Origin of the sequence: Halopiger xanaduensis SH-6 (genome assembly GCF_000217715.1) — an archaeon.
Classification (GTDB): domain Archaea; phylum Halobacteriota; class Halobacteria; order Halobacteriales; family Natrialbaceae; genus Halopiger; species Halopiger xanaduensis.
Genome location: NC_015666.1, coordinates 68,487 through 85,807, shown reverse-complemented (window position 1 = coordinate 85,807; position 17,321 = coordinate 68,487). Strand labels below are relative to the sequence as shown.

Below are 17,321 nucleotides of genomic sequence, written 5' to 3'. Positions count from 1 at the left end.
GTTCCTCCGGTTCGTGCGTTCATAGTCCGATCAGTGGTTGTGTCCCCCTTCCATGCCGGCGCCGGCCGTCTCGAGGCCGTCGTAGAACGGCAACTCGGGGTGGGGCACGTGGATCCCGAGGCTCATCAGCCCGTGGGCCAGCAGGACGTAGCCCAGGACGACGAAGGCGACCCCGAGGAGGCGGTGGACCCGCCGGCGGTGGGCGACGTCGACGGCATCGATCACGGTCCCGTAGGCGAAAACGGCCGGAATCGTCCCGATCCCGAGCGCGGCCAGCGCGAGCGCGCCGCCGGCCGGCGACCCCGTCGCGAACGCGTACAGGAACGCCGGGTAGAGGATCGGACACGGCAACAGGCCGTGCAGCGCGCCCAGGCCGACGATGCCGGGTCCGTTCGCGAGCCGATCGACGTGCGCGGTGAGCCGCGAGACGACCCGCTCGAGGCCCGGAAGCTGGATGCCGCCGGTCGTACGCCCGAGCAGGTAGTAGACGCCGGTCGCGATCACGAACCCGCCGATCACGAGCCCGACGCCGCCGCGGACGGTCTCGAGGACGGGCGTTAACGCGTCGGTCGTCACGAACAGGACGCTTCCGAGCGCGCCGAACAGCGCACCGAGCAGCGTGTAGCTGGCCGTGCGGCCGAGATTGAACAGCGCGTGCTGGCGAACCTCGTAGGTCGTGAGGTGGCTCTCGCGGCCGCGGTCGCGGTGGCGCTGCCCGCCGTCGGTCGCGGCGCCGTCCATCCGACTCGCGTAGACCGTCACGAGCGGGCCGCACATCCCGATACAGTGGGCACCGCCCAGTAGCCCGATGACGAGAAACAGCAGGACGTCGACGCCGAGGAGTGTGAACGGGTCCATGGTGATCGTGGTGTCTCGAGTGCAGGTAGCCGCGCCGGCTAGTTCGACGTTCGGGTTCGCGCCTCGAACGTGCGGTCGCAGTCGCGATCGCGGTAGTGGTCGCGCTAGTCGCCCGACGGGGTAATCGGTTTCGTCTCTCGAGGCGCGTGACCGACACCCGATCGCGGTGTCGCAACGAAAAACCGCCCGACGACGAACACGTTCGGCGGGAGCGAGCGAACCGACGCGCTCGCGATACCGATAGGATTAGTCAGTGCCGTTTTTAGCCCCAACGACTGTGATCCACGTGTGATGGATCGGATGGAGGCGTTTCGTATTCTCGCCAGCGCCGATCGACAGCTGGTGCTCCACGAGCTGGTCGAAGCCGACGATCCGACCCGTATCGGGGCAATTTCGCGGCAGGTAGCTGCGCGCCGGCATCGAACGCCGCCGCAGCGAATCGACGAGGAAAAGGTCGAACGTGCCCGTGTTCGATTGATTCACAGTCACCTGCCACGACTCCGGGAACAGGAACTCATCGACGTCGATCGAGACGAAAACGAGATTTCGCTCGCGGATAGTGACTCGACGACGCAACTGTTCGACGCCGCCAACGAGTTAGACAGTTGGCCGCCGGACGATCTCCTCGAGCATCCGGCGCGGCGTCGATAGGTTACTCGACGTACCGGTACTTGCGCTCACCCATCCGACCCCACCCGTCGAAGACGAACTCCTCGCTGGGCGTCGTGAACTCCTCGACGTCGACGTCCATCTCGTGGTTGTGGGCGTCGTGGATCTCCTCGTAGTCTTCCCAGTCCATGTCGTAGCGCTCGGCGAGTTGCTCGTCGACGTTCAGCGCCTCGATCTCTTTCTCCCAGCCGTCCTGTACGGTCTCGGCGTGAATTTCGGCCTGTGCACCGCTACCGTAGGAGCCCACGAGCAGCCGTTCGTCGGTCATGTCGCGGCCGTCCTCGAGGGCTTCCTTGAGCGCGCTGGCGCGGGCGATGTGGACCGAGCCGGTGTACCAGTTGCCGACCTCGCGGGAGATCGACAGCGTCGGATCGATCGCCTCGGCGTACCACTCCCGGTAGCGGTCGGTCTCTTTCAGCGAGTCCATGTAGTCCCGCAGGGCGTCGCGGTACGCCTCGTCGGTATCGAACGCTTCGGCGCGGGGCTGGCGGCCGATCTCGTCGGCGAGTTCCTCCTCGACCGACGTGTTCCGGATGACGTGACGGTACGCGAGCAGCGCGGCTTTCCGGACCATACCGGGGAACGGCGTGTGGAACGGCGCGTACGCGAAGTCGTCGAGGTGGACGTCGCCGGCGACGCTCTCGTAGTCCTCTACGGCCTCGCGCATCCGGGCGAGGTACACCTGCACGGAGCGCTTGCCGTCGACTGAGGGGAACTGCTGGTTGGGCTTGAGGAAGTCCGTCTCGTCGGCCGACCCGTACCCCTGCTCGGCGGAGAGTTCGACGAGGTCTGGGTCCTCGCTAATCAACATCGCGACGGCGCCGGCACCCTGGGTCGCCTCGCCGGCGTCGCCGCGCGCGTAGAGGGCCGTGTCGGTCGCGATCACCAGCGCCGAACGGCCGCGGTTGCGGCCCGCGCGGATCCAGTTGTACGCGTCGTCTAAACTCTGCGTGCCCGCGATGCAGGCGAACTTCCGCTCGCCCTTGTTCGCGTGGTGGAAGTCGCCGTCGTAGACCTGCTCGAGACAGCCTGCGACGTACGTCGAAACGGGCTTGGAGTTGTCGAAGGAGCTCTCGGTCGCGACGTCGATACGGCCGATATCGTCCGGCTCGAGGCCCTTGCGCTCCATCAGCCGGTGAGCGGCGTTGGCGCCCATCGTGACGATGTCCTCGTAGCTGTCGGGGAAGGAACTGGCGTTGAGGCCCAGTCCCTTGGTGTACTTCTCGGGATCCTCGCCCTTCTGCGGGGCGAAGGTGCCGGGAAGGTCGAGTTTGAGGTTCCCGGTCCAGATCTCGATCGCGTCGATACCGACTGCAGTCATATCCACACAATATCGGAGGAGCTATATGGTATTGTCGTTCGTCATTTCGTCGTTTGTCGAACTAGGGTCGAGGCGAACGTCCGTCGTCTCCCGCGCCGATCACGGATTCGGCTCGTACCAGCGGTCGACGACGGCTCCCTCGTCGTCGAACGCTAGCAGCGTGATCTCGTAGTCGTCCCCGCCGGTTCCGCCGCCCGGGCTGTGGGAGAACTCGCCGTCCGCGGCCGACTGCTCGTCGATTTCCGTCGCCCACGCGTTGTCGAGGTTGCGGAACTCCACCCAGACGGTATCGAGGTTCGTCCCGTCGTCCACGCGGTAGTCGACGTCGTACCGGGATTGGCCGTTGTTTCCGGCGTCGGTGACGGAAACGGACTCGAACTGCGGGCTCGTTTCGGTCGCCAACTCGTCGTTCCCGCTCGGGTTGGTCCCGTCGGCCGTATCCTCGACCGTCCGCCGGTCGACCACCACGCCGTCGGTATCGTAGACGCGGAACTCGATCTCGAACGCGGCGTCGATCCGGTTCCCCGAGAACTCGACGCGGCCGCGCGGGTCGGTCGCGGTTTCGGTCGTGATCGCGCCGCTGTCGCGGTTCCTGAACCGCACCTCGACCCGGTCGAACGACTCCCGGTTCGCGACGTCGTAGGAGGCGAAGTACCGCGCGGAGTTGTCGTTCGGCTGGCTCCAGTCGTCGACGCGGCTCCCGGTTAGCTGGGGCTCCGAGGGCGACGAGAGATCGTCGTTCCCGTCGGGGTTCGAGCCGTCCGCAGTGTCCGTCGCCGTCTTTTGGTCGATCACCTCGCCGGCGTCGTCGTACGCGGTGATCGTGATGTCGTACGTATCACCCTCCGCGCCGCCCTCGCTGTACTCGAGCGTCCCGCGGGGCTCAGCCCCTTCGCGGACCGTCGTCGTTCCGCTGTCCTGGTTCGCGAACTCGACTTCGACGCGATCGAACGACGTCGAGTCCGCCGTCGTCACTTCGTAGGAAACGTCGTACTGTACCGCGTTCCGCGCGGTATCGTCCGCGATCGACCACGCGACCTCGTCGGAACCACCGCCACCTCCACCGCCGGATTCCGATCGCGACACCTCGAGCGTCAGCCGGTCCCCGGTGCCGCCGCTCGCCGTATAGGCCGTGACCGTCGTCCCGTCGCTCGGGACGGCATCGGCGTCGAATTCGAGGGCTGTCTGATTCTGTCCGCTCGCGTTCGTTCGCCCGCGTTCGTCGAACGACGCGACGACGTCGTCGGGATCGGTGATCGCGTACGAGACCTGCGCCCGCTCGACGGGTGCACCGGTATCGTTTCGGATCGCCCGCATCGCGAGCGATTCCGTCGTCGAACCCGCCCCGACCGTCACCGAGCGGGTCGTTTCGTCCCACTCGGTCAGGTACGCCGCTCGGTCGCTGCCGGTCCCGTCTCCGTCTCCGCCTCCGCCCCCGCCGTCAGCCCGTCGAATATCGAACGTCGAACCGCTCCCGTCGTACTCGCCGACGCCGACTCGAGCGATCCGCAGCGATACCGTGTCCTCGCGGAACTCGATCGTCAGCGCGTCGGTGACGCGGTCGTAGCCGACGACGCGGACGCCGGCCTCGCCGACGTCGAATCCCGACCCGGTCCCGCTTGCCGACGCCGCACCGAGCGTCTCGTTCCACCGCTCCGGTTGGTCGGTCGGAATCGAGACGGTAACGTTCCCGCCGTCGGCCGCGAGTTCGATCGGGTCCGACGGTCCGCTCACCGTCTCGGCGTCGACCGTCACGGCCCCCGACGTCGATTCGGAGAGGTCGCCCTCGAGCAGCGCGACCGTTATCGAATCGTTGGAGACGAGGCGCTGCTCGACGCCCCGCAGCGGCACCGATCGCTCGCCGAAGTCGTTGAACGCCAGCGAGTGCTCGAGTCTGGTCGTCGGCGCGTTCCGGTACTCGTTGTAGTCCGGTTCGTAGGCGACGGTCGTCGTGTTGTGGGTCGCGACGACGTCGGACACGTCAACGGGTTCTCTGTCTCCATCTGCTGTCTGCCGATAGTAGTCTCCCTCCAGCGACGCGTTTTCGATGGTAAACGGACGCTCGCCGGTCGTCTCGAGCGTTCCCTGCGGATTCGACGGGTTGACCGTCATCGTGCGGGGCGAATACTGCGTCCCGAGCGTAACCGATGTCGCGCGGAACCCGTCAGCCGAACCGACGTTTTGAATCGCGTTACGGAGCTCCTGCAGTTCGTTCTGGACCTGCTGGCTGTGGTCGAACTCGACCGCCTCGTTCTCCGCGGGGACGACGTTGATCTGGTAGAGCGCGAGCGCCGAAAACAGGATCGCGAGCAGTAAGATCGCCCCGATCTGGACAGTCACGGCCCGGTCGTATCCGTGTCCGTACCCGTCCCCCGTCCCATCCCCACGACGCATTATCGAACACGATAGTCGTAACTACGTATACGCTTGTTGGCTCCTGCTCGAGAAATCGACCGACTGCCGAGCGCGCGAATGACCTTACTCGTCGTCCTCCTCGACGACCTCCGGATCGCTCATCGCGCTCTGGAGGCTGTCGAGGCCGTTGATCCACTCCGTTACCAGCCCGTACTCGAGGCCCTCGGCGACTTCCATGTCGAGCTCCTCGCCGTCGATGATGAGCGTGCCGGCCTGTGCGGCGTAGCCGAGCGCGGCGTCGAGATCCTCCTCGGCTTCGGCGTCGGCCGCAGCCCCGAGGTAGTCGCCGACGCTGCCGTCCTCGGCCGGCCCGTTGGCGATGTACTCCTCGGCCGCGAAGAAGACGCAGACGAGACTGGTCTGGACGCCGTCGACGAGGATCAGTTTCTCCTCGTCCTCGATGTCGACCTCGCCGAGGACGATCTCGCGGACGTCCTCGATCTCCGATAAGGCTTCCTCCTGCTCGAGTTCCCCGTCGTCGTAGGCGGAGACGATCTTGGCGACCGCGATCGCCGTGTCGTCCTGCAGGTTCAGCAGCAACCGAGCCGACGACTCGTCTTCCGGATCGATGTCTTCGTCCTTGATGCGATCGATCCAGTTCTGCCAGCGTTCCTCCGAGTAGAACTCGGTCGGGGGATTGCTCATACAGACACCTACACCGGCCGCTTGAAATGCCTTTCTCTACACCCGCTACTCTCGGTGACTGTCTGCAGTGCCGACGAGTAACGATCGATTACGAAACGCCGCCGAGCGCGCCTACGCCTCCCGCTCGAGGGTCGCTTCCGTATCGATGCCGTAGACGAGGTCGGGCGTCTCGACGTGCGCGGTGCGGACGGCCTCGTCGTACCCTTCCTCGAGCAGCCAGCGGACTCGCCGCGGAACGGTCTTGGGACCCAGCACGGCCCCCGGCCGGTCGGGATCGTCCACGTAGTCGGTCTCCATCAGGAACGGCTCGCCGCGTTCTGCGGCCCGCTCGAGGCGGTCCTTCTCGCTCATCACGCTCGGGGTCGGGCCCTCGAGGCGGCCGGCGGCGTAGTGTTTGACGACCTGATGGCGCTCCATCCCGGCGTCTTCGCCCCACTCCGCGACGGTCGTCATCTCCTCGCTCGCTTCGGTGTGCAGTTGGACGGCGCAGTCCAGGTCGCCGCCGTGCTCGAACGCGTGGCGCATGACGTCGTTCGAGGCCTCCCAGACGGCGTCGGAGACGTCGTAGTGGGGCCGGCCGGATTTCAACGCCAGCGCCTCGCCGTCGGCGACGTACTCCGCGGCGACGTCGAGCCCGGCCTGCATGAGATCCCGCGCCTCCGCGGGTTCGAAGCCCCGGTCGTCGACGAGCCGCGAGATCAGGCCCGGATGGACGCCCAGCACGGGCCAGGCGCGGCCCTCGAGCACCTCGGAAGCTTCTTCGACGATTTCGATCGTCCGCTCGAAGACGTAGCGGAAGTCCTCGCCCGCCTCGGCCTCGACGCCCAAGTGCCAGGAGGGTTTGTTGACGACGAGCAGGTGGGTCCCGCCCAGCCGCGCGAAGTCTCTGACGGCGTCGATGCCGCGGTGGTTGTCCGGATCCAGGTGGAGGTGGTTGTCGAGTACCGGCGTCTCCGCGTCGAGCATACTCGTGTGTGCGCGCCGGGGGCGGGAAAAGTCACCGACTTCTCGCGTCGCTTGCCGTTCGTCATCGCCGTGAGAACCGTCGCCGCTAGCGACCGGCTCGATGTGAACCGCGAACAACGGACTTTTCGGCTACCCCCTCCCCGTCCGGGGGTTGATAGGCGAAACACTTATATAGTATGGTGACTTACCTTGAGTTAGTTGAAGCATGACTCTCGAGCAATTCACCCGGAATGAGGGGCAGGTGGCCCGCCGGTACGAGTACGACGACGGCGCGGTGCTGGTCGTCGACTTCGGAACCGGCGTGGCCGACGCCTCGGTCGATCTCGTCGACGACACGGTCATCGTGATCGTCGACGACGAGCAGTACGAGTTCGAGCTCCCCGAGGGTGCAAGCGACGCACACACGTTTATCAAAAACGGGGTTCTCACTGTCGAACTGGAGGGCGACCTATGAAACTCACCGTCAAACCACTGAAACAGAAGGACGCAGGGCGCGGACTGGCCGCGATCGACCGCGTTTCCATGCGCGAGCTCGATCTCGAGAACGGGGACTACATCGTTATCGAGGGCTCGGGCGACGGACAGGCCGTCGCCCGCGTCTGGCCCGGTTACCCCGAGGACGAGGGTCGCGGGATCATCCGAATCGACGGCCGCCTGCGGCAGGAGGCCGACGTCGGGATCGACGACAACGTGAGCGTCGAGCCCGCGGACGTCAGCCCCGCCAAGTCGGTCACCGTCGCGCTCCCGCAGAACCTGCGGATCCGCGGCGACATCGGCCCGCTCGTCCGCGACAAGCTCAGCGGACAGGCCGTCACGGAGGGACAGACGGTGCCGTTCTCCCTCTCGTTCGGCCCGATGGCCAGCTCCGGCCAGTCGGTGCCGCTGAAGATCGCGAGCACCTCGCCGTCCGGCACGGTCGTCATCACCGACTCGACGACGATCGACATCTCCGAGACGCCGGCCGAGCAGGTCAGCTCCGGCGGCGGCGCCTCGCCCGAGGGCGTCCCTGACGTCACCTACGAGGACATCGGCGGCCTGGACGACGAGCTCGACCAGGTCCGCGAGATGATCGAGCTGCCGATGCGCCACCCCGAGCTGTTCCAGCAGCTGGGCATCGAGCCGCCGAAGGGCGTCCTCCTGCACGGCCCGCCGGGCACGGGGAAGACCCTGATGGCCAAGGCCGTCGCCAACGAGATCGACGCCCACTTCGAGACGATCTCCGGACCGGAGATCATGTCGAAGTACTACGGTGAGAGCGAGGAGCAACTCCGCGAGGTCTTCGAAGAGGCCGAGGAGAACGCCCCCGCGATCATCTTCATCGACGAGCTCGACTCGATCGCCGCCAAGCGCGAGGACGCCGGCGGCGACGTCGAGCGCCGCGTGGTCGCCCAACTGCTCAGCCTGATGGACGGCCTCGAGGAGCGCGGTCGCGTCACCGTCATCGCGGCGACCAACCGCATCGACGACATCGACCCCGCGCTCCGGCGCGGCGGCCGGTTCGACCGCGAGATCGAGATCGGCGTCCCCGACAAGGGGGGCCGCAAGGAGATCCTGCAGGTCCACACCCGCGGGATGCCCCTGCAGGACGGGATCGACCTCGACCAGTACGCCGAGAGCACCCACGGCTTCGTCGGGGCCGACCTCGAGAGCCTCGCACGTGAGGGCGCGATGAACGCGCTCCGTCGCATCCGTCCCGACCTCGACTTAGAGGAGGACGAGATCGACGCCGAGGTGCTCGAGTCGCTGCAGGTTACCGAGAGAGACTTCAAGGAGGCGCTGAAGGGCATCCAGCCCTCGGCGATGCGCGAGGTCTTCGTCGAGGTCCCCGACGTCACCTGGGACGACGTCGGCGGCTTAGAGGACACCAAAGAGCGCCTCCGCGAGACGATCCAGTGGCCGCTGGACTACCCCGAGGTCTTCGAGCAGATGGACATGCAGGCCGCCAAGGGCGTCCTCATGTACGGCCCGCCGGGCACCGGGAAGACGCTGCTCGCGAAGGCCGTCGCCAACGAGGCCCAGTCGAACTTCATCTCGATCAAGGGCCCCGAACTGCTCAACAAGTACGTCGGCGAGTCCGAGAAGGGCGTCCGCGAGGTCTTCGAGAAGGCGCGGTCGAACGCCCCGACCGTGATCTTCTTCGACGAGATCGACTCGATCGCGGGCCAGCGCGGTCGCCAGCAGGGCGACTCCGGCGTCGGCGAGCGCGTCGTCTCCCAGCTCCTGACCGAGCTCGACGGCCTCGAGGAACTCGAGGACGTCGTCGTGATCGCCACGACCAACCGGCCGGACCTGATCGACCAGGCCCTGCTCCGTCCCGGACGGCTGGACCGCCACGTCCACGTGCCGGTGCCGGACGAGGGGGCTCGCAAGAAGATCTTCGAGGTCCACACCCGCGACAAGCCCCTTGCCGACTCGGTCGACCTCGACTGGCTGGCCGAAGAAACCGAGGGCTACGTCGGCGCCGACATCGAAGCGGTCTGCCGCGAGGCCTCGATGGCCGCCAGTCGCGAGTTCATCAACTCGGTCGATCCCGAGGAGATGGCCGACACGATCGGCAACGTCCGCATCAGCAAGGAGCACTTCGAGCACGCCTTAGAGGAGGTCAACCCGAGCGTGACCCCCGAGACGCGCGAGCAGTACGAGGAGATCGAAGAACAGTTCGACACGGCCGAACCCCAGCAGGAAGAGCAGCTCGGGCGCACCTTCCAGTAAGGTCGGCTCCCCCTTCGTCGCCCCGTTTTTCACGGTATTTCCACTAGTCGTCCGCCTCACTACGAACGACACTGTGTTCGGATACTGCCAGCCTAGTCCGTGATATCCTCGTCGCGAGACGCTATCGACGACCCGTCAACCGCCGTCTCCGAGGATAACACCGCTGACCCGGAATCGGACTGCGCCGGGGAAACGCTGACGGCGCCGCTCCCGTCGATCGTTACGACACAGCCTTCGTACGCGAACTGAACCCGGAGTGACGAGTCGTCAGACGACTGCTGGAGCCTCCCGAGCGCGTCGGGATCGACGGCCTCGTAGAGCGGCGTCGACAGCTCCGACGGCGAACTTTCTCGAGTGGCGGCGACGGTTTCGACGATTCGCTGCACGAGTCTCTCGCTACTGGTCGAACTCGGAGAACGCCCCGACATCGAGTACGGATACTGCTCGGAACCGTCTAAAAACATCGGATTCCAAACAATAATCGGCGAACCCTCAGTTTCGGTCGTCACCGTTCGGTAGTATCGGCCGTTTGCCGAACGAGGTTCGGAAATTCAGGCGTCAGTCGTATACTTCTTCCCGAGGTGATTAAACGGCCGATCCCGCTGCTCGGTGATCACGCCCGTCTTCGAGATCTCGATCCCGATGTCGTTGAGTTCGTCGGCAACCCGTTCGGCGCGGTCCTGCGACCGACTGACGAGTTCGACGTACACGTTGTCCTCGTCTACCATCAACACCGTCACGGAGACGACGTTCTCGATCTCGCTCACCCGATCGACGACGGCATCGCGGTCGGCGTCTTCGATCGTCCCGACGAGGAGCATCCGGTGTTCGAATCCCGCGTTCTCGTGGTCGATCATCGGCATGTATCCCTCGATAACGCCGCTCTCCTCGAGATTCGCGATCCGGTTGGCGACGGTACTCGCCGCGAGGCCGACTCGGTCACCGATCGCTTCGGTCGTGATATTCCGGGCGTCGTCCTGGAGGACGTGGAGTATCGCCATATCGGTTCGATCGAGGTCGACGTCGGCACCAGGGTCAGGATCGAGGGCCATTACCGTCCGTAGACCGTCGCTACGTATGATTCTTTCACGTCTGTTCGTCGGCTGTGATCACACGCAGCAGTAGATGGGCTACGCGGTGTGATCACCAGTTCGGCCACCCCTACTCGAGACCCTGCTCTGTCGCGGACGACGTTGAGTTGTGGCCTCGTCGATCAGTCGGACGCCGTCTCGAGGGGTGCGTCCGCCAACTCCTCGAGTTCTGCGAGCACCGCCTCGGCGTGACCGTCCGGCGACACGTCCTCGAAGACCGCCTCGATCCGGCCGTCGGGACCGACGACGTACGTGTTGCGGAAGACGCCGTCGAAGGTGTTGCCGAACATCTGTTTCTCGCCGTAGGAGTCGTACAGCGTCGCCACCTCGCCCAGCTCGTCCGAGAGCAGGTCGAACGAGAGGTCGTAATCGTCGGCGAAGGTCTCGAGATCGTCGACGGGGTCGTCGCTGATGCCGACGACCGCAGTCTCGAGAGTCTCGAACTGCTCGAGGACGTCGTCGAAGCCGCAGGCTTCCGTCGTACAGCCCTCGGTGTTCGCCCGCGGGTAGAAGTAGACGACGAGTCGCCGCCCCTCGAAATCGGAGAGTCGGACCGTCTCGCCGTGTTGATTGGAAAGTTCGAACTCGGGTGCCGCCTCGCCTACGTCGAGCATACCCCCGTCTTGGCGAGCGCTCGTGTATATTTTATGATCGGCACCGTCTCTCGTGGTATCGGTCGATAACGGCGGTCTTTCTGAGCGGAACAGGATCGCTACGGCCGGAAATCGGACCTTCGAGAGAAATCGAGAGCAACGCTCTCACTCGAGCCGTTCGGCCGCGTCCTGCTCGACGAGCGGATCGGCGTTCTGCTCGGGCAGGGTGACGATGTCGTCGGTCGAGAGCGTGTACTCGCGGTCGTCGATGCCGAGGATGGAACCGACGTCGCGGGTGATGCGGACGGTCGTGCGGTCGACGTCGTCGGCCGGGGTCGACGCGCCGGTATCGTCGGCGCCGGAATCGTCCGCGGCGGGATCACCCGTCGGCGCGCCCGGGTCTGACGGCTCGCTCGAGTCGCCGGGCGGCGCTCGATTGGGATCGGGGGCCGACTCCGCTTCCGGCTCTGGCGAGTCGGGCGGCGCCGTCTCGGCGTCCGAACTGCCGGCGTCGATCGACGACGGCTCGCCGCCCATAACGTCCGCGGGGGAGACGCCGCTCGAGTCGGCCTCCGCGGAGTCGGCGGCGTCCGGCGTGTTCGGCGGTTCCTGCGGCGGTACTGGCGGTCCGTCGTCGTCCGATCCTGGTTCGGGGTCGGCGACGGTCGGTTCGGGTGCAGCACCGGGATCGGAATCGGGACCGGGACCGGGCTCGGCCGACGGATCCGGGCCGCCGGGTTCGGCACTCGGTTCGCGACCGCGGCCGGCTGCGGGGTCGTCGACACCTGTAGCCGCGCCACCCGGCTGCTCGGTTTCGACGCCCTCGAGGACGTCGAGCACGCGGGACTTGTTCGACTCGATGCGATCCACGAGGTCGTCGAACAGGTCCGCCTCCTCTGCCGTGAGCCCCTCGTCGTCGGCCGGCATCCCCGCCGCGGCGAGGCTGGCCTGCTTGACGAGTTTGCCCATCCGGCGCTCGTAGATCGCTTCGACGACGTCCTTCGCCGTCTCGATCTCGTCGGTGAGTCGGCCCACTTCGGGCGAGGAGAAGGGATCCTCAGCTTGCTCGGCCACGCGGTCGCGCTCGTCCTCGAGGTCGGCGATGTACTCGCCGACCTCCTGGTAGAACGAGGGGCGCAGGTTCTGGAGGCTGTCCTTCTGGCGCTCCTTGCTCTGGACCGAGCGTAGTTCGTCTAGGTTCATTCTTTCTCCTTTTCTGCCCTGCCGCGAGCCATCAGGAAGACGGCAACGTACTCCGGAAGTGACTGGTTGCCGTCCGTGATTGTAAAGCTATCTCCTCCGAGTTCGACCTCGCCCCCGTCGGTAACGTTGACGGTGATCTCCTGGCCCGTGAAGGTCTCCGGGACGGCGTCGACCAGCGGCTCGAAGTCCGCGATCTCGTCGCGCTCGAGGCGCACGGTCTTGAGGCCGCTGCCGCCGTGGAGGCTGCCGGGAAGACGGATGAGTCGGTTCGTGTCCGTCGTGACGGGTTCGTCGATCGGCGCGTTGTCCCGCTCGACGGCCCGCTCGGCGAACCGCTGGGCTAACTGCTCGACCGCGGTGTGGACGGTAACGTTGCCCGAATCGAGGCCCTCGCGGTTGTTCCGCGCGGCGTTGAGGGTGGCCTGCGCTTTCCCCTCGCCGATGCCGTCGAACTCCTGCAGTCGCTCGAGGGCCGCGTCCTCCTCCATCGCCAGCAGGTCGTCGACGAAGTCCATGAAGTGGGCGTGAATGCGCTTGCCCCAGCCGCCCTGAATCTGGAGCATTCGGCGCTCCGTGGGGGTCTTCCGGCCGAGGCCGGCGACGGTCTCCGTTTCGATCAGTTCCTCGAAGTCGAGTCCGATCCCACGGACGTAGTCGACGATCTCGCGGCGGTGCTCGCGCTCGAGTTCGAGCACGTTCGCGTCGCGGACGTGGACGTGATAGCCCCGGCCGCCCGAGAAGACGATCTCCATGTTTTGGAAGGCGAAGTCGTTCTCGAGGAAATCCAGCAATCGGAGCAGCGCGTCCTTACACTTCGCGAGCATCTCCGCGTAGGAGTCCTCGCCCAGCGTCACGTTCGGGAGGTGGTCGGCGTCTAAGTCGAAGACGAGGTCGGCCGACTGCCAGTCCTTCTCGTGCATCGAACTCGCGCCGGGGTCGCGAAACCGGCCCGCGGAGAAGTAGACGTGGCGCGGGCGCTTCCGGACGAGAAACTCGGAGAGGTCTCCTAACTCGAGCAGCGAACGGTGGCGGACCATCGTCGTGTCGGGTCCCTCGGTCCAGGGGATGTACCCCCACTCGCGTTCGTTGGCCGCGGGCGGCGGCGTCAGCTCCGTGCGCCGGTAGTGGTCGCGGAATCGCCCCCGCAGGTAGGCCCTCGTTCGCTCCTCCATACGACTCGAGTAGTCGTGGACGGGACGGTATAATCCTGCCGAAAGAGCGGGATTCGAAAGTCGCCGTCCGACGGCGGCTGGCGGAGACCGTCGTCGCTCGTATTCGCCGTCCGACGGCGCGAAACGACGGTCCCGGCACAACCTCTCGTCCCGCGTTGACGGCTCGTCGCCGCTCGCACCGGCTCAGTCGCGTTCGACCGTCACGTAGCGATCCCCGTTCAGGATCGCCGCGACGCGGCCGTGCCAGTCGTCGGCGAAGGCCGCTCGCTCCGCGTCGGTCGCGGTCCCGTCGATCAGTTTCGGCAGGGTGCTCGTCGCGGGCCCGCCAGCGGGGACGTCCTCGACGTGGTAGGTGACCCGGACCGTCTCGTCGGTATCGGTACGGGTCAGTTCGACGGCGACGCCGTCGGCGCCGATCGCTCCGTACCGGAGCAGGTTGCGCCGACCGCCGTGGCCGTCGGCGAGGCCGCCGAAGCCGTCCTCGCCGGCCGCGCCGGTGATGTACGATAGCAGGCGCGCGGTGACGCCGTAGGCGGAATCGTCCCGCGGGTCGCCAGCCAGCACGGCGATCTCGCCGCGGACGGGGAGTTCGTCGCCCGGGTAGAGCGCCTCGAGGCCGTCCTTCGCGATGCGGTAGGCGCCCGCAGCGGTGGGACAGGAGTGGCCCGCGGCTTTCACCACGTCCCGGTAGTCGACGACGATCGGGTCGCCCGGCTCGAGGGCGGCCAGCGCCTCGGCGGCGGGATCGCGTAGTCGGATCGGTTCGACGTCGTAGTCGACGGTCCAGTTCGTTCGGTCGGTTTCAGTGGTGGATTCGCTCATCGGTGATCAGTATCGCAGTAGTCGCATGCCGTTCAGGATGACGAGCAACACGCTGCCGATGTGGACGAGCATGCCGCTGGCCATGTGGACGTAGCCCGCGAAGACGCCGGCCAGTAGCAGGCCGACCGTCGCGACCGCGATCGCGACGTTCTCGAGGACGTTCCAGCGGGTCGCCTTGCTGAGGCGGACGGCGTCGGGAATGCGTCCCAGGTCGTCGGCCATCAGCGCCACGTCCGCCGTCTCGATGGCGGTGTCGGTTCCGGCGGCGCCCATCGCGATGCCGACGTCGGCGGTCGCGAGCGACGGCGCGTCGTTGATGCCGTCGCCGACCATCGCGACGACGTGCCCCGCCGCCTGGAACGACTGAATCGCGTCCTGTTTCTCCTCGGGTAGCATCGCCGCGCGGTAGTCGTCGATTCCGACGGTCTCTGCGACCGCTCGAGCGGTTCGCTCGTTGTCGCCGGTCAGCATCACCGTGCGGACGCCGGCGTCCTGCAGCGCGGCGACGACGTCGGCCGCGTCCTCGCGGAGTTCGTCCCGGAGCGAGACGACGCCAACGACCTCCTCGTCGCGGACGACGTAGACCGCAGTTTCGCCGTTCTCCTCGCGCTTTCGGGCGTACGCTGCGACCTGCTCGGGGAGTTCGACGCCGCGTTCCGCGAGCAGCGACCGGTTGCCGACGACGATCACGCGACCGTCGTGGCGAGCGACGACACCTTTCCCGGGGACGACCTCGAACTCGTCGGGATCGGGAATCCGCCGCTCGAGCACGAGGCCGCCGTCGGTCGCGTACGCCCCGTTCGATTCGCCGCCGAGGTCTCGAGCAGCCTCGAGGATCGCGTCCGCGAGGTGGTGCTCGCTTCGTTTCTCCGCGATCGCCGCCGTCCGCAGCACCTCGCGGTCGTCGACGCCGAACCCCTCGACGTCCGCGACGGTCGTCTCGCCCTTCGTCAGCGTCCCCGTCTTGTCGAACGCGACGAGGTCGATCTTGCCGGCCGTCTCGAGGTGTTCGCCGCCCTTCATGAGCACGCCGGAGCGCGCCGCCGAGCCGATGGCGCTGACGATGCTGACCGGCGGGCCGATCACCAGCGCGCCGGGGCAGCCGATGACCAGCAGCGTCAGGGCCATGACGGCGTCCCCGGTGACGGCGTATGCGCCGGCCGCCAGCGCGACGATCGCGGGCGTGTAGTACGTCGCGAAGCGCTCGATGATGGTCTCCGTCGGCGCCTTCGCCTCCTGGGCCTCCTCGACGCGGCGGATGATCCGCTCGAGCGTGGTGTCCCGACCGGTGCCGGTCGCGACGACCTCGAGGGCGCCCTCCTGGTTGATCGTCCCGGCGTAGACCTCGTCGCCGGCGTCCTTGTGGACGGGGGCGCTCTCGCCGGTGACGGGCGACTGGTCGATCGCGCTCTCGCCGTCCGTGACCTCGCCGTCGACGGGCACCTTCGCGCCGGGCTTGACGACGACCGTCTCGCCGGCCTCGACGTCGCGGGCCGGCACTTCCACTTCTTCGCCGTGACGACGGACGATCGCCGTATCGGGCGTCATCTCGAGCAACTCCTCGAGGGCCGAGCGGGTCTTGCCCATCGTCCGCGCCTCGAGGTAGCTCCCCAGCGCGAACAGGAAGAAGACGGCGGCGGCCTCCCAGTACTCGCCGATGTAGATCGCGCCGACGGCGGACAGGGTGACGAGCGTGTTGATGCCGACGGTGCCGCTGCGCAGCGTGTAGTAGGCCTTCTTCGCGACGTCGTAGCCGCCGACTGCCGCGGCGAGGATCATCAGCGCCGCGCTCAGCCGCGGGACGTCGTGGAAGGTGCCCGCGGCCCAACCGGTCGCCAGCAACAGGCCGCTGGCGGCGACGACAATCGGTTTGCGATAGGTTCGGACGTATCGCTTAACGCTCACGATCGGTCACCGAACCCGGGGCGTGTACCCCTGCTTCGTGATCGCGTTCTCGAGCGTCTCGGCGTCGACGGCCGTCTCGTCGTACTCGATCTCGACGCGGCCGGTCGTGAAGTGGACCGCGGCGTCCTCGACGCCGTCGGTTTTCGTCAGCGCTCGTTCGACGTTGCTCGCGCAGGTCGGACAGTCGAAGTCGGTGACGCGGTATTCGATCTGGGTCATCGGTACTCGAGTCGTCCTACGGCCCGCCCTCCCAAATATATAACTAAAATGACTTGTTTGTGTTGTGAAACAGGCGATCGAACCGGTGAAACGACTCGTCTAGACGGTCGCGCGGTCTGATCGACTTATACGGTGCCGCGCCCAACGGCCGCCATGGCCGAATTCACGTCGGACGTGACGATCGAGGACATCGCCGTCCGCGACACGAACGTCTCGAGCGCCGTCGACGAGCCGATTCGCGCGATGCTCCTCGACATGCTCGCGGAGGGCGAGCGGTCCGTCGCGGACCTCGACGAAGCGCTCGCCGAGCGGGGCTACGACCGGACGCGCAACACGGTGCGCCACCACGTCAACGAACTCCGCGACGCCGGCCTCGTCGAAATCGCGCGCCTCGAGGAGCAGGGCGGCGGGACGACGAAGTACTACCGGGCGAACACGATCGTGTTATCCTACGCCGTTCCAGAGGGCCGTCGTGCGGACGTCGAGGAGATGGCGACGGCGCTCGCTCCCGACGTGGCCGACCTCGTCGCGACTCTCGAGGCCGACTATGGCGAGACGATCGACGAAATCGTCGACGAGATGGTACCCTGCGAACACTGCCGGACCCAGAAGTACGAGATGTATCTCCTGTTGACGGTGCTTCGACGCGCGTTTGTTGCGGGAGCGGTGCGGAGAGACGGTGCCGTCGACGCAGACGTATCCGAGGAGTAACTACGGCTGCGGTCGATCG

General features: G+C 66.6%; 17 protein-coding genes. 4 read left to right on the top strand and 13 right to left on the bottom strand.

Annotated elements, in window-relative coordinates; translation table 11 throughout:
* Positions 1 to 30: 30 nt before the first annotated feature.
* The gene (locus HALXA_RS00445; protein ID WP_013878312.1) at positions 31 to 858 is read right to left on the bottom strand and encodes a sulfite exporter TauE/SafE family protein; all 828 of its coding nucleotides are present in this window, start codon (positions 856 to 858) and stop codon (positions 31 to 33) included.
* A gap of 291 nt (positions 859 to 1,149) precedes the next feature.
* Between HALXA_RS00445 and HALXA_RS00440 the strand changes: the two genes are divergently transcribed.
* Entirely contained in the window at positions 1,150 to 1,509 is a 360-nt protein-coding gene (locus HALXA_RS00440) for a DUF7344 domain-containing protein (protein ID WP_013878311.1), read from the top strand.
* 1 nt (position 1,510) lies between these two features.
* Here the strand turns inward: HALXA_RS00440 and hmgB are convergent, their stop codons facing one another.
* The 4 genes from hmgB to HALXA_RS00420 all read right to left on the bottom strand — a co-directional run bounded on the left by hmgB (position 1,511) and on the right by HALXA_RS00420 (position 6,874).
* A complete protein-coding gene (hmgB, locus tag HALXA_RS00435; protein WP_013878310.1) occupies positions 1,511 to 2,848 on the bottom strand; it encodes a hydroxymethylglutaryl-CoA synthase in 1,338 nt (445 codons plus the stop codon).
* A gap of 99 nt (positions 2,849 to 2,947) precedes the next feature.
* The gene (locus HALXA_RS00430; RefSeq protein WP_013878309.1) at positions 2,948 to 5,242 is read right to left on the bottom strand and encodes a hypothetical protein; all 2,295 of its coding nucleotides are present in this window, start codon (positions 5,240 to 5,242) and stop codon (positions 2,948 to 2,950) included.
* 84 nt (positions 5,243 to 5,326) lie between these two features.
* Positions 5,327 to 5,908: a DUF2150 family protein gene (locus tag HALXA_RS00425; RefSeq protein WP_013878308.1), complete on the bottom strand. Its 582-nt coding sequence runs from the start codon at positions 5,906 to 5,908 to the stop codon at positions 5,327 to 5,329.
* 111 nt (positions 5,909 to 6,019) lie between these two features.
* Positions 6,020 to 6,874 (bottom strand): TatD family hydrolase, encoded by an 855-nt coding sequence (locus HALXA_RS00420; protein ID WP_013878307.1) that lies wholly within the window; start codon positions 6,872 to 6,874, stop codon positions 6,020 to 6,022.
* Between the two features lie 205 nt (positions 6,875 to 7,079).
* Between HALXA_RS00420 and HALXA_RS00415 the strand changes: the two genes are divergently transcribed.
* Together HALXA_RS00415 and HALXA_RS00410 are read left to right on the top strand one after the other, a co-directional pair.
* A complete protein-coding gene (locus tag HALXA_RS00415; RefSeq protein WP_013878306.1) occupies positions 7,080 to 7,328 on the top strand; it encodes a DUF7127 family protein in 249 nt (82 codons plus the stop codon).
* Positions 7,325 to 9,586, top strand: coding sequence for a CDC48 family AAA ATPase (locus tag HALXA_RS00410; protein ID WP_013878305.1), 2,262 nt, complete (start codon positions 7,325 to 7,327; stop codon positions 9,584 to 9,586). Before HALXA_RS00415 ends, HALXA_RS00410 begins: the two co-directional genes overlap by 4 nt.
* Before the next feature lie 92 nt (positions 9,587 to 9,678).
* On the opposite strand, the gene HALXA_RS21480 is transcribed toward HALXA_RS00410, so the two are convergent.
* The 8 genes from HALXA_RS21480 to HALXA_RS00370 form a co-directional block, all read right to left on the bottom strand.
* Entirely contained in the window at positions 9,679 to 9,972 is a 294-nt protein-coding gene (locus HALXA_RS21480) for a HalOD1 output domain-containing protein (protein ID WP_245550061.1), read from the bottom strand.
* A gap of 165 nt (positions 9,973 to 10,137) precedes the next feature.
* Positions 10,138 to 10,638, bottom strand: a complete 501-nt coding sequence (locus HALXA_RS00400; RefSeq protein WP_013878303.1) for an Lrp/AsnC family transcriptional regulator — start codon at positions 10,636 to 10,638, stop codon at positions 10,138 to 10,140.
* Positions 10,639 to 10,799: 161 nt separating this feature from the next.
* Positions 10,800 to 11,291 (bottom strand): thioredoxin-dependent thiol peroxidase, encoded by a 492-nt coding sequence (bcp, locus tag HALXA_RS00395; RefSeq protein WP_013878302.1) that lies wholly within the window; start codon positions 11,289 to 11,291, stop codon positions 10,800 to 10,802.
* A 144-nt stretch (positions 11,292 to 11,435) separates the two neighbouring features.
* A complete protein-coding gene (locus HALXA_RS00390; protein WP_013878301.1) occupies positions 11,436 to 12,473 on the bottom strand; it encodes a DNA replication complex subunit Gins51 in 1,038 nt (345 codons plus the stop codon).
* Positions 12,470 to 13,645 carry a DNA primase small subunit PriS gene (priS, locus tag HALXA_RS00385; protein ID WP_013878300.1) on the bottom strand — a complete coding sequence of 392 codons (1,176 nt, stop codon included), beginning with the start codon at positions 13,643 to 13,645 and terminating at the stop codon, positions 12,470 to 12,472. Before priS ends, HALXA_RS00390 begins: the two co-directional genes overlap by 4 nt.
* Before the next feature lie 183 nt (positions 13,646 to 13,828).
* Positions 13,829 to 14,467 carry a hypothetical protein gene (locus HALXA_RS00380; protein ID WP_013878299.1) on the bottom strand — a complete coding sequence of 213 codons (639 nt, stop codon included), beginning with the start codon at positions 14,465 to 14,467 and terminating at the stop codon, positions 13,829 to 13,831.
* Between the two features lie 6 nt (positions 14,468 to 14,473).
* Entirely contained in the window at positions 14,474 to 16,372 is a 1,899-nt protein-coding gene (locus HALXA_RS00375) for a heavy metal translocating P-type ATPase (RefSeq protein ID WP_013878298.1), read from the bottom strand.
* A gap of 6 nt (positions 16,373 to 16,378) precedes the next feature.
* The gene (locus HALXA_RS00370) at positions 16,379 to 16,591 is read right to left on the bottom strand and encodes a heavy-metal-associated domain-containing protein (RefSeq protein WP_013878297.1); all 213 of its coding nucleotides are present in this window, start codon (positions 16,589 to 16,591) and stop codon (positions 16,379 to 16,381) included.
* A 153-nt stretch (positions 16,592 to 16,744) separates the two neighbouring features.
* Here HALXA_RS00370 and HALXA_RS00365 point away from each other — a divergent pair, with 153 nt between their 5' ends.
* Entirely contained in the window at positions 16,745 to 17,302 is a 558-nt protein-coding gene (locus HALXA_RS00365) for an ArsR/SmtB family transcription factor (protein ID WP_013878296.1), read from the top strand.
* The last annotated feature ends 19 nt before the right edge of the window (positions 17,303 to 17,321 follow it).